Genomic DNA, 12437 nt, shown 5'->3' with positions numbered 1-12437 from the left:
CCCGTGGCGCGGGGGTTTTTTGTTGGCGCGCGCGGGCGCATCCGGCATATCCTCGGCCAACGACACCCAGAAAGGATGCCGCGCCCATGGCCGATGGTTCGACAAGACAGACCCGGATCACCACCAGCCATTGGGGCGCGTTCGAGGTCGATGTTGAGGATGGCCGCATCGTCGCCACCCGGCCCTTCGCCAACGACCCCAACCCATCCCGCATCCCCGAGATCCTGCCCGAGGCGGTGCATCACCGCAGCCGCATCGCCCGCCCGGCCATCCGCCGGGGCTGGCTCTCGTCCCGTAAGCGAACGGGCCGGGGCTCGGACGAATTCGTCGATCTTCCTTGGGACGAGGCGCTGGATATCGCCGCGGCCGAGATCGACCGCATCCGCAAGACACATGGCAACGAAGCGATCTTTGGCGGTTCCTACGGGTGGGGCTCGGCCGGGCGGTTCCACCACGCGCAAAGCCAGGTCCACCGCTTCCTGAACGTGATCGGCGGCTATGTCGCCTCCTTCGGCAGCTATTCCACAGGCTGTGCGCAGGCGATCATGCCGCATGTTTTCGGCGCCGACTTCCTGACCCTTCTCTACGAACACCAAGAGGGCTGGCAGGTCATCCATGACCATACCGAAACGCTGGTCATGTTCGGCGGTATCAATCCCAAGAACGCCCAGGTCAGCATGGGCGGTATCACCGAGCATGAGACCGCCGGCTGGTTCGACCGCTTCGCCACCAAGGGGATGCGCTGCATCAATATCGGGCCGCAACGCACGGATGCGCCCGCGGGATGCGAGTGGGTACCTCTGCGCCCGGGATCGGACACGGCGATGATGCTTGCCCTGGCACATGTGCTGGAAGAAGAGGGGCTGACCGACCACGCCTTTCTTGACCGTTGCACCGTGGGCTTCGACCGGTTCCGCCCGTACCTGATGGGCGAAACCGATGGCCAGCCCAAGAACCCGGACTGGGCCGCACCGATCTGTGGCGTCGCGCCGGATACCATCCGCGACCTTGCGCGCCGGATGGCGGCCAGCCGCACCTTTGTAACCGTCGCATGGTCGCTGCAACGCGCGGAACATGGCGAGCAGCCCTACTGGATGTCCGCCGTTCTGGCGGCGATGCTGGGACAGATCGGCCTGCCCGGCGGCGGGGTCGGATACGGCTATGGTGCCATCGGCGGCGTCGGCAAATCATTGATCGGCCTGCGCGGCATGACCTTCTCGCAATTGCAGAACCCGGTCAGGAAGTTCATCCCCGTCGCCCGCATCGCCGACGCGCTGCGCCATCCCGGCATGGAGTATGATTTCAACGGCAGGCGCGACACCTATCCTGACATCCGGCTGATCTATTGGGCCGGCGGCAATCCCTATCACCACCACCAGGACCTCAACGCGCTGCACGAGGCATGGCAAAGCCCCGAGACCGTCATCGTCAACGAACCGTGGTGGACCGCGACGGCCCGGCGCGCCGATATCGTCTTTCCCGCGACCACGCCCTATGAGCGTGAGGATATCGGCCGCACGAACCTCGACGATTACCTGTTCCACATGCCGCAGCTGATCCCGCCCGTGGGCGAGGCGCGCGATGATTACGCGATCTTTGCGGGGCTGGCCGAGCGAATGGGGCTGGGCGCCGATTTCACCGAAGGGCGCAGCGCGTCCGACTGGATTGCGCTGCTGTACGACCAGTACCGTGAACAGGCGGCAGAGCAGGGCATCGACATCCCCGATCTCGCCACGCTGCGCGACTGCAACTGGGTGCAATTGCCGATCCGTGCCGACGGGCCGAACCGGACGTTCTTTGCCCCGTTCCGCGAGGACCCCGAGGCCGCGCCGCTGCCCACTCCCTCTGGCCGGATCGAAATCTTCTCGGATCGGATCGACGGGTTCGGCTATGACGACTGCCCCGGTCACCCGGTCTGGCTGCCACCCTCGGAATGGCTGGGCACCGCGTCCGAGGCCACCCCGCTCCACCTCGTCTCGCCGCAACCGGGCGACAAGCTCCACAGTCAGCTTGAGGCCGCGCTGGCCGATCAGCCCGGTGCCCGGCCCGAGACGCTGGTGATCCACGCGCAGGATGCGCAGGCCCGCGGTATCACATCGGGCGACCTTGTCCGCGTCTTCAACGCACGCGGTGCCTGCCGCGCCCGCGCCGCGGTGTCCGAGGGTATCCGCCCCGGCGTGGTCGCCCTGCCCACCGGTGCGTGGTACGGCGATCCGGGCGGCAACATCGACCCGCATGGCAACCCGAACGTCCTGACACGGGATATCGGGACCTCGCGGCTAGGGCAGGGCAGCAGCGCCCACACGGCGCTGGTTCAGGTGGAACGGCTGACGCTCGACAACCCTCGCTGACCGGTTAGGATCGCCTGACCGCAATGGGAGGGCGGATGAACATGCAGAACCGGCATCATGACATCTGGCCCCCGGGCCGGCCCTTCAGTCTCGACCCCTCGCCGCATTCGGTGTTTCACAACCTGCTGGCCGCTGCCCGACGCCACCCCGATCACACGGCCATCTGGTATTACGGCAGGACACTCAGCTATGCGCAGCTTCTGGATGAGGTGCGCAGCCTTGCCGGTTACCTGCATCACCGCGCGGGCGTCAGGCCGGATGACCGCGTCGCAATCTACATGCAGAACGCGCCCCAATTCATCATCGCCTATTACGCGATCATGGCCGCGAACGCGGTGATCGTTCCGGTAAACCCGATGTGCCGGGGAGCCGAGCTGGCCCATATCCTGCGCGACTCCGGTGCGCGCGCAATCGTGTTCGGGGCCGAGCTGGCGCCCGAAATCCCAGCGGATCTCGATCCGGCGGCCTGCATCGCGGTGCGCTACGCCGATTACATCCCCGAAACGCCCGAGATCGAGCCACCGGCGCAAATCCTCGCCACGCCCGACGCGCCGCGCGCGACACCGTGGCTGGCGGCGATCGCGGCGGGGCTGACGCCGCCGGAACACACCCGGGGCCCGCAGGACTGGTGCATCATTCCTTACAGCTCGGGCACCACGGGCATGCCCAAGGGCTGCCTGCACACCCATGCCAGCGTCAACGCGACCATCTTTGCCTACCCGGAATGGGTCGGCATGGAGGAAGGCGCGCGGGTTCTTGCAACGCTGCCCTTCTGTCACGTCACCGGCATGCAGAACTCGATGAACATGCCCATACTCGCCGGCGCGACCATCCATATCCTGACCCGCTGGAACGCAGAAGCCGCCGCGCGCGTGATCGAGGCGAAACGCATCGGCCACTGGCGCTCGATCACCACCATGATGATCGATTTCCTCTCGCTGCCAGAGATCGAGACCTACGATCTGTCTTCGCTTCAGGGCGTCGGCGGCGGCGGTGCCCAGATGCCCGAGGCGGTGGCCCGCAAGATGGCGCGCCTCATCGGGCTTGATTATCTCGAGGCTTACGGGCTGACCGAAACCATGGCGCCCAGCCACATGAACCCGCCTCAGGCGCCACGCCCGCAATGCCTTGGCATCCCCATCTTCGACGTGGATTCGCGCATCATCGACCCTGAAACGCTCGAGGAACTCGGACCGAACCAACCGGGGGAAATCATCATCCACGGCCCGCAGGTGTTCCAGGGATACTGGCAGCGCCCCGAAGAGACCGATGCGGTCTTTCTCGACATCGACGGCAAACGCTTCCTGCGCAGCGGCGATATCGGCTATGTCGACGAACAGGGCTATTTTTACTTCACCGACCGGTTGAAACGGATGGTCAATGTCTCGGGCCTCAAGGTCTGGCCGGCCGAGGTCGAGGCGATCCTGCATGGCCACCCCGACATCGCCGAGGCCTGCATCGTCGCCGATCCCGACCCCCGCACGGGCGAGGCGGTGCGCGCCGTGATCGTACCGGCCGGCAGCCAGACCGATCTCCCGGTCGAGCCATTGACGGAGTGGTGCCGCGCCAACATGGCCGCCTACAAGGTCCCGAAAAGGTTCGAGTTCCGCGATGCCCTGCCCCGGTCGGGCACCGGCAAGGTGCTGTGGCGCACGCTCTGACCGGGTTACGCCTGCTGCTCGGCCAGTTCCCGCTCCAGCGCCTTCTCGACCGCGCCTCGGGGTCGTGTGAACCGCGCCAGCAGGTCATACAGCACCGGCGTCACCAGCAGCATCATCACCGCCGATAGGCTGAGCCCCGCGATGATGACCGTGCCGATGGCCTGCCGGCTCTCGGCCCCGGCCCCGGTCGCCAGAACCAGCGGCATCGCGCCCAGAACCGTTGAAAAGACGGTCATCATGATCGGACGCAGGCGCAGCACCGCGGCGGTCCTGACCGCTTCGCGTACCTCCTTGCCCTCGTCGCGCAACTGGTTGGCGAATTCCACGATCAGGATGCCGTTCTTGGCCACCAGCCCGATCAACAGGATGATCCCGATCTGGCTGTAGACGTTCAGCGACAGCCCACCCGCGGCCATGGCATAGATTGCCCCCGCCACGCCCACCGGCACCGACAGCAGGATGATGATTGGGTGAACGAAGCTTTCGAATTGCGCGGCCAGCACAAGGAACACGATCAGCAGCGCCAGCGCAAAGACCGCCGTGGCGCCCGCCGAGGTGTCCTTGAACGTGCGCGATTGTCCTTCGTATCCCAGTTTGCCCGCGGCGGGGATGATCTCGGCAGCGATCCCCTCGATCTCGGTCAGCACGGCGCCAAGATCGGCACCGGGCGCCAGTGCGCCGGACAGCTGGATCGACGGCAGCCGGTCGAACCGGCGCAGCGACGGCGCAGCGGCGTTCTCTTCCACCCGCACCAGCGCGCCCAGCGGCACCAGCGTCTCGCCATCGCCCGAACGGATATGGATGTTGTCGATATCCGAGGGCGAGCGGCGGTCGCGCTCTTCGGCCTGCAGGATCACCGGGTATTCCCGGCCCCGGCTGACGAATGTCGTCACCTGCCGCGAGGCCAGCATCGCCTGCATGGTCGAGGCGATGGTGGCAACGGAAATGCCCAGGTCGTCGGCGCGCTCCCGGTCGATGCGAATCGACAGCTGCGGAAGGTTCTGCTCGAAATTTATCTCGGGATTGACCAGTCCCTCGATCTCTTCGGCGCGCTCCAGCAGCGCGGTCGACCATTCCTTGACGCTGTCGAAATCCGGCCCGCTCACCACCACGCGGACCGGGGTGGAATTGCCGCGCAGGCCCAGCCCCGCCGGGGTGATCGGAAAACCGCGCGCGATGGTGATCTGCCCCATCTTCGGCGCGATGGAGCGTGCGACCTCTGCCGCGCTCATCTCGCGCTCTTCCCAGGGCGCAAGGCGAAACACCACGAAAGAGCGATAGGCCCGGTTGCCCCACCCGGTAAAGGTAAAGACGGTTTCCACCACGCCCTCTTCACGCAATGGCTCGAACAATGCCTCGACCTGCTGCGCCGCGCCATCGGTGTATTCCACGGTACTGCCCTGCGGCGCGGTCAGCGGTACGAAACCCACGCCGCGATCTTCGCGCGGGGCCAGTTCGCGCGGCAGCGATGTGTAGAAGATGCCCGCACCGCCCGTGACGATTGCCGCCAGCACCAGCACCACCAGCGGCATCCGCAGCGCGCCATCCAGCAGCCGAGCATAGGAACGTTGCAACATGCCACGCGGCGTCTCGCTGTCCTGCGGCACAGCACCCGCACCGGGTTTGAGGATCTTCGAAGCCAGCGCCGGGCAGGCGGTCAGCGCGACGAATGTCGAAATCGCCACTGTCCCCGCCATGACCCATCCGAACTCGACAAACAGGCGGCCGACCTGCCCGGGCATGAAGGACAGCGGCACGAATACCGCGATCAGCGTGACCGAGGTGGCCAGCACCGCGAATGTCACCTGCCGCGCGCCGCGCATGGCGGCGGCCAGCGTCGGCTCGCCATTCTCGATACGGCGCTGGATGTTTTCCAGCACCACGATCGCATCATCCACCACCAGGCCGATCGCCAGCAGCAAGGCAAGCAGCGTCAGCGTGTTCAGCGAAAACCCCCACATCCCGATCAGGATGAACGACCCGATCAGCGACACGGGGATCGTGATCGCGGGGATCAGCGTCGCCCTGACCGACCGCAGGAACAGCAGGATCACAAGGATCACCAGCCCCAGCGAGATCAGCAGCGCATTCACCACCTCGCGGATGGAGGCGCCGACGAACAGCGCATCATCCGACCCGATCAAAACCTCCATCCCCTCGGGCAAGGTCGGAGTGATACGGTCGATCTCGGCCCGAACCGCGTTCGAGATCTGAAGCGTGTTCGACTGGCTCTGCCGCTGCACAGCGATGCCCACCGCATCGCGCCCGTCGCTGCGCGCGATGGTGGAATCGTCGGCCACGCCGGGCTCCACCCGCGCCACGTCGCCCAGCCGCACGGGGTAGCCCGCGACGCGGTCCAGAACGACATCGCGAAAATCCTCGACGCTTTGAAGACGGCTGTTCAGGCGCACCGTCATCTGCCGGTTGGTCGAGGTCACCTCGCCCGCCGGCAATTCGACATTGTTTCGTTGCAACGCGCTCTCGACATCCGCAACCGTCAGCTTGCGCGCGGCCAGCGCCCGCCGGTCCAGCCAGATCCGCACGGCAAAGGACCGGTCGCCATAGATGCGCAGGCTGGCCACGCCATCCAAGGTCGCCAGCCGGTCCGCGATGAAGCGGTCTATGTAATCGGTGATTTCTGCCGTGGTCATACGGTCCGACACGACGGCCAGACGCATCACCGGGTCGGCATCGGCATCACTCTTTTCCACCTCGGGCGCTTCGGCCTCCTCTGGCAGGTCGTCGCGAATGCGGCCCACGGCATCGCGCACGTCGTTCGCGGCGACGTCCACGTCCTGGCCTGCGTCGAACTCGATGGTGACGCGCGACCGGCCCTGCCGGCTTTCGGAACTGATCGACCGGATACCCGAGATCGAGGCGACCGCCCCCTCGACCGTTTCGGTGATGTCGGTGTCGATCACCTCGGGCGCGGCCCCGCGATAGGTGGTCGTGACGGTCACCACCGCGTTGTCGACATCCGGCAGTTCACGAACCGGGATCTCGCGCAGCGCGGCGATGCCGAACACGATCAACAGCAAGTTCGCCACCGCCGCCAGAACCGGACGGCGGACCGAGATATCCGACAGCGTCACGATTCGGCCTCTTCGTTTGGCGGCGTTTCACCGTCCAGCGACAGCACGTTGACCGGCCCGCCGTCGCGTACCCGGTGCAGGCCTCGGATGACGACATGCATGCCCGCCTCCAACCCGCTCAGCACCGCGACCAGCCCGTCGCGCCGCTGACCGGTGCGCACCGGAATGCGCCGCGCGGTGCCATCCTCGACCGTGAAGACGTAGGTTTCGGCGGCCTGAAAGACGATGGCCTCCTCCGGCACGACCAGCCTGTCGAACTCCTCCAGAGTCAGCTCCAGCGACATGAACATGCCCGCGGGCAGCGTGCCGTCGGGGTTGGGAATGATTGCGCGGGTGCGAAAGGACCGGCTTACCGGGTCGATCCGGCTGTCAACCGCATCGACGGCCCCGGCAAAGCTGCGATCGGGAAAGGCCGCGCTGGTTGCGATGACCTTCTGGCCGGGGATGATCTGCGCGAACAGCGTCTCGGGAAGCGAAAATTCGACCTCGACCTCGGACAGGTCGTCGAGCCGGGTGATGAACGTACCCGCCGTCACCCGTGCGCCGATATCGGCCTCGGGCAGGCCGACCGTCCCGGAAAACGGGGCGCGGATCGTGCGCTCGGCCAGCCGCTGGCGCGCACGATCCACCTGTGCCTGCGCCTCGGCAAACCGCGCCACTGCCTGCTCGATGGCCGCCTCCGAGACCGAGCTTGACCCCCTGAGCTGGTTGAGCCGGTCCAGCCCGCGCCGACGCTCCACCAGCTGCGCATCGGCCTCGGCCAGGTCCGCGCGGGCGATGGCGTCGTCCAGTTGCACCAGAACCGCCCCCGCCTCGACTGCCTGCCCGGCATCAAAGGCTATCTTTTCCACCCGGCCCGATGCTTCGGGCACGATCTCGATGGATTGCCGCGCTCGTGTCGTGCCCACCGCCTCGACCAGCCGGGCCAGTTTGCGGGTTTCCACGCTGGACAGCTCCACCGTCGCCGCCCGCCCGCCGCGTGGCGGGCCGCCCCGCTCCGGTGCGGCTTCCGTCATCATGTAGCGCTGATAGGCCTCGTACCCGCCATAGGCCAGTCCCGCCATCACGGCGAGGACGAGTAACTGTTTCCAGATGGACATGATAACCGCGTTCCCGAACGGCGCCGGGGGCGACGCCTGCGCATGAGCCTAGTACAAGCGACAGGGATGGCAAACAACCTGCGTGCGCGAAACGCCCTCTTGCCACGCCGAAACCGAAACGCCCGAAAGGTAACCGCCGTGACGCCCGACCGCCTGATCGCAGATATCGGAGGCACCAACAGCCGCATCGCGCTTGCCGCCTCCGGCGTGCCGTTGCCGCAGACCGTCCGCATCCTGCGCAACGACGATTTCGCAGGCGTCGGGCCGATGCTCGCCGATTTTCTCGCTGGGGTAGGGCAGCACCCCCAAGAGGCGGTGATCGCTGGGGCCGGACCACATGCCGGGGGGCGGCTCAGGCTCACCAATCGCGATTGGCTCATCGATGCGGACGAACTGTCGCGCGATTTGTCCTTGGGCAAAACCCACCTCCTCAACGATCTCGAGTCGCTTGGCCACTCTCTTCCGGTACTGGCTGACACCCTCCCTGTCCTGCACGAAGCGCCGCGCGACGGGCGGCAGGCGCTGGTGGTGGGGATCGGAACCGGGTTCAATGTCTGCCCCGTCACGCGACAACCGGATGGCGGCGTTGTGACGTGGAACAGCGAGCTGGGTCACGCGCCGCTGCCCATGGATATCGTGGCCCACCTGCCGGAGCTTCCCGCAGGCAGACAAACGATCGAAGAGCTGTTTTCCGGTCGCGGCTACCTCGCTCTTCTGTCCGCGCTCGGGGGGCGGGTGGTTCCTGATCACGAACACGCGCAGACCATTCTGCACGCGGACAGCGGACTTGCCGACCGGTTTCACGGCCTATTCGGCACCTGCCTTGGCCTGTTGCTGCGCATGCTGACCCTCGCCTACATGCCGGGCAACGGGATCTTCCTTGCCGGCAGCGTCGCCCGCGCGGCACTCGCGAACGAAACCGTGCTCAAGGCGGTGATGCAGGTTGACGGCCCGCCGGTGCTCGGCCCCGGCCGGCGCCCTGCGCTGAGACTCTTCGACCGCGACGATGCCGCCCTGACCGGGCTCGCTGCCTTCGATCCGGCTGCCCGGACCTGAACAAGGGCGGGCTGTCATGGAAACTTCACTTGCACGCACGGCGCTATTTCACTAATTCGCGAAATATGGAAATAGATAAATCGGAAATCCTGGCCACCCTGGGCCACAAGCAACGGCTTGCCGTGTTCCGCCTGCTCATGCGCCGTCATCCCGACAGCGTCCGGGCCGGGGAACTGGCCGACGCGCTCGACGTCAAGCCAAGCACGATGTCGGCCTATCTCGCCGCGCTCACCCGCACCGGGCTGGTCCGCCAGCACCGGGACGGCACCGCGCTTCTCTACGGGGTGAACATGTCAAATGTGCAAAACCTGTTCGACTTTCTGTTTCTCGATTGCTGCCGGGGCCGCCCCGACCTCTGCCTGCCTCTCTCCGAAGGATCCCCTCCCATGGCTGACCGCAAATACAACGTCCTGTTCATCTGCACGGGCAATTCCGCCCGGTCGATCTTTGCCGAATCGCTGCTGCGTCGTCTTGGCGGTGACCGGTTCACCGTCTATTCCGCCGGCACGCGCCCCTATTCCGAGCTCAACCCCTTTGCGCTGAAGGTGCTTGAGGACAAAGGCCACGACGTGTCGCACCTGCGCTCCAAGAACGTGTCGGAGTTTTCCGGCCCCGACGCGCCCGCGCTCGACTTCGTGTTCACCGTCTGCAACCAGGCCGCGAACGAGGAATGCCCCGCGTGGGAAGGCCAGCCCATCAGCGGCCATTGGGGCATGCCCGACCCGGTTAGGGTCGATGGCACCGATGCCGAGAAAAGCCTCGCCTTTCAACAGGCCTATGGCGCGCTCAAGCACCGGATCGAGGCGTTCACCGCGCTGCCCGTCGAAAGCCTCGACCGCATCACGCTGCAAGCCGAAGTCGACCGCATCGGCCGGATCTCCAAAGAGGAAAACGCATGACCACCTACGCACTCAACGGCCTCGGGCGGGTCGGCAAGCTCGCCCTCAAGCCGCTGCTCGACCGCGGCGTCAAGATCGCATGGATCAACGACGCGGTTGGCGATCCCGAAATGCATGCGCACCTTCTGGAATTCGACACCGTGCACGGGCGCTGGGATGCCGAATTCTCGCATGATGCCGACAGCGTCACCATCGACGGCGTCCGCCTGCCTTTCATCGGCGCGCGTGACATCGCCGACCTGCCGCTCGACGGTGTCGATGTCGTCATCGACTGCACCGGCGTCTTCAAGACCGAGGCCAAGCTCGCCCCTTATTTCGAGGCGGGCGTGAAAAAGGTCGTCGTCTCCGCCCCGGTCAAGGATGGCCCCACCGCCAACATCGTGATCGGCGTCAATGACCAGACATATGACCCCGAGGCGCATAGCATCGTGACCGCGGCCTCCTGCACCACCAATTGCCTTGCTCCGGTGGTCAAGGTGGTCCACGAGGGTCTGGGCATCAAGCACGGCTCGATGACGACCATCCATGACGTGACCAACACGCAGACCATCGTGGACCGTCCTGCCAAGGACCTGCGCCGCGCGCGCTCGGCGCTCAACTCGCTGATCCCAACCACCACAGGCAGTGCCACGGCGATTACGCTGATCTACCCCGAGCTCAAGGGGCGCCTGAACGGCCACGCCGTTCGCGTGCCGCTGCTCAACGCCTCGCTGACCGATTGCGTGTTCGAGGTCGAGCGTGAAACCACCGTCGAAGAGGTCAACGCCCTGTTCGAGGCCGCCGCGACCGACGGCCCGCTCAAGGGTATCCTGGGCTACGAGACTCGCCCGCTGGTATCGACCGACTACACCAACGACACGCGCTCCAGCATCGTTGATGCACAATCGACCATGGTGGTGAACGGCACCCATGTGAAGATCTACGCCTGGTACGACAACGAGATGGGCTATGCCTATCGCCTCGTCGACGTGGCCCAGATGGTGGGTGCCGCGCTATGACCACGCCGCGCCCCGAAGGTCTGTCCGCCTATATCGCTGTGACGGCGGCCTATTGGGCCTTCATGCTCACCGACGGGGCGCTGCGGATGCTTGTGCTCCTGCATTTCCACACGCTGGGCTTCACCCCGATCCAGCTGGCCTATCTCTTCGTTCTCTACGAGATCGCCGGGATGGTCACCAATCTCGCCGCCGGCTGGATCGCCGCGCGGTTCGGCCTGACCTCGACGCTTTACGCGGGGTTGTCGATACAGGTCGTGGCGCTTCTGGCGCTGACGCAGCTTGACCCGTCATGGGCCATCGGCGTCTCTGTCGCCTTCGTCATGTGCGTGCAGGGCGCCAGCGGCGTGGCCAAGGACCTTGCCAAGATGTCCTCGAAATCGGCGGTCAAGCTTCTGGCCCCGGCCGAGGGCGACGGGCTTTTCCGGTGGGTTGCGCTTCTGACCGGGTCCAAGAACGCGGTCAAGGGCGTGGGCTTTCTCATGGGCGCCGCGCTTCTGGCCACGCTCGGCTTCACATGGGCGGTGCTTGCCATGGCCGCGGTGCTGGCCGTGATCCTCGTGGCCGTCATCCGCTTCATGCCCGACGGCCTGCCCCGCGGCAGCAAGGGCGCGAAGTTCAGCCAGGTGTTCTCGACCTCGGCCAATGTGAACTGGCTCAGCGCCGCGCGGGTGTTCCTGTTCGGCGCGCGCGATGTCTGGTTCGTGGTCGGCATCCCGATCTACTTCTACGCCGTACTCTCCGATGGCAGCGAAGAGGGTAACCGCGCGGCGTTCTTCATGATCGGCACGTTCATGGCGATCTGGATCATCCTCTACGGCGCGGTTCAGGCCAGCGCACCGCGCCTGCTGGGTGCCGCCCCTCGGACCGAGGGCGACCTGATCCGCGCCGCACGCGGCTGGGCGGGCGCGTTGTTCGTCGTGCCCGCGGCGCTGACGTTGGCGACGCTCCTGTCGCCGGGGCCGCAGCCTTGGCTGACGGCGACGCTGGTGGCCGGTCTGCTGGCCTTCGGCGCGCTCTTTGCCGTCAATTCGGCACTGCATTCCTACCTGATCCTGGCCTTCACCCGCTCTGAACGGGTGACGATGGATGTGGGCTTCTACTACATGGCCAATGCGGGTGGGCGGCTTTTGGGCACGCTGCTGTCGGGCCTCACCTACCAGTACGGCGGGCTGACCCTCGTGTTGGGAACGGCGGCGCTCATGGTGGCGGCCTCGGCGCTGATCGCGGGCCGCCTCACCGACCAGCCACAGGAAGCCCCGGCATAGGCCGGGGCAACCGCC

The 12437-nt window shown here is 66.1% G+C and carries 8 protein-coding genes; 6 read left to right on the top strand and 2 right to left on the bottom strand.

Features of this window, described 5'->3' with window-relative positions:
• The first annotated feature begins 86 nt into the window (after window positions 1–86).
• Complete coding sequence (locus ACFORG_RS05280) at window positions 87–2351, top strand: molybdopterin-dependent oxidoreductase (RefSeq protein ID WP_386734343.1); 2265 nt, start codon at window positions 87–89, stop codon at window positions 2349–2351.
• Window positions 2352–2386: 35 nt separating this feature from the next.
• Window positions 2387–4012, top strand: coding sequence for a long-chain-fatty-acid--CoA ligase (locus ACFORG_RS05275; protein ID WP_386734342.1), 1626 nt, complete (start codon window positions 2387–2389; stop codon window positions 4010–4012).
• A gap of 5 nt (window positions 4013–4017) precedes the next feature.
• Here ACFORG_RS05275 and ACFORG_RS05270 read toward each other — a convergent pair whose 3' ends face one another.
• Both ACFORG_RS05270 and ACFORG_RS05265 read right to left on the bottom strand, forming a co-directional pair.
• On the bottom strand, window positions 4018–7104 hold the full coding sequence (locus ACFORG_RS05270; RefSeq protein WP_386734341.1) for an efflux RND transporter permease subunit: 3087 nt from the start codon (window positions 7102–7104) through the stop codon (window positions 4018–4020).
• Window positions 7101–8204, bottom strand: a complete 1104-nt coding sequence (locus ACFORG_RS05265) for an efflux RND transporter periplasmic adaptor subunit (RefSeq protein ID WP_386734340.1) — start codon at window positions 8202–8204, stop codon at window positions 7101–7103. Before ACFORG_RS05265 ends, ACFORG_RS05270 begins: the two co-directional genes overlap by 4 nt.
• Window positions 8205–8342: 138 nt before the next feature.
• Here ACFORG_RS05265 and ACFORG_RS05260 point away from each other — a divergent pair, with 138 nt between their 5' ends.
• The 4 genes from ACFORG_RS05260 (at window position 8343) to arsJ (ending at window position 12422) form a co-directional block, all read left to right on the top strand.
• Complete coding sequence (locus tag ACFORG_RS05260) at window positions 8343–9260, top strand: glucokinase (protein ID WP_386734339.1); 918 nt, start codon at window positions 8343–8345, stop codon at window positions 9258–9260.
• 65 nt (window positions 9261–9325) lie between these two features.
• On the top strand, window positions 9326–10159 hold the full coding sequence (locus ACFORG_RS05255; RefSeq protein WP_386734338.1) for an arsenate reductase/protein-tyrosine-phosphatase family protein: 834 nt from the start codon (window positions 9326–9328) through the stop codon (window positions 10157–10159).
• Window positions 10156–11157, top strand: coding sequence for an ArsJ-associated glyceraldehyde-3-phosphate dehydrogenase (locus tag ACFORG_RS05250; protein WP_386734337.1), 1002 nt, complete (start codon window positions 10156–10158; stop codon window positions 11155–11157). Before ACFORG_RS05255 ends, ACFORG_RS05250 begins: the two co-directional genes overlap by 4 nt.
• Window positions 11154–12422 (top strand): organoarsenical effux MFS transporter ArsJ, encoded by a 1269-nt coding sequence (gene arsJ / locus ACFORG_RS05245; RefSeq protein ID WP_386734336.1) that lies wholly within the window; start codon window positions 11154–11156, stop codon window positions 12420–12422. The genes ACFORG_RS05250 and arsJ overlap by 4 nt, the downstream gene beginning before the upstream one ends.
• Window positions 12423–12437: the final 15 nt, after the last annotated feature.

The sequence above is a fragment of the Lutimaribacter marinistellae genome, assembly GCF_042648365.1.
Classification (GTDB): domain Bacteria; phylum Pseudomonadota; class Alphaproteobacteria; order Rhodobacterales; family Rhodobacteraceae; genus Lutimaribacter_A; species Lutimaribacter_A marinistellae.
The sequence above is the reverse complement of the archived record's forward strand: the minus strand, read 5'-3'. Positions and strand labels throughout refer to the sequence as shown.

Bases quoted from the DNA above. Each gene is read 5' to 3' on its own strand.
- ACFORG_RS05250 (WP_386734337.1), top strand. From the start codon at position 10,156: ATGACCACCTACGCACTCAACGGCCTCGGGCGGGTCGGCAAGCTCGCC.
- ACFORG_RS05255 (WP_386734338.1), top strand. From the start codon at position 9,326: ATGGAAATAGATAAATCGGAAATCCTGGCCACCCTGGGCCACAAGCAA.
- ACFORG_RS05275 (WP_386734342.1), top strand. From the start codon at position 2,387: ATGAACATGCAGAACCGGCATCATGACATCTGGCCCCCGGGCCGGCCC.
- arsJ (WP_386734336.1), top strand. From the start codon at position 11,154: ATGACCACGCCGCGCCCCGAAGGTCTGTCCGCCTATATCGCTGTGACG.
- ACFORG_RS05280 (WP_386734343.1), top strand. From the start codon at position 87: ATGGCCGATGGTTCGACAAGACAGACCCGGATCACCACCAGCCATTGG.
- ACFORG_RS05265 (WP_386734340.1), bottom strand. From the start codon at position 8,204: ATGTCCATCTGGAAACAGTTACTCGTCCTCGCCGTGATGGCGGGACTG.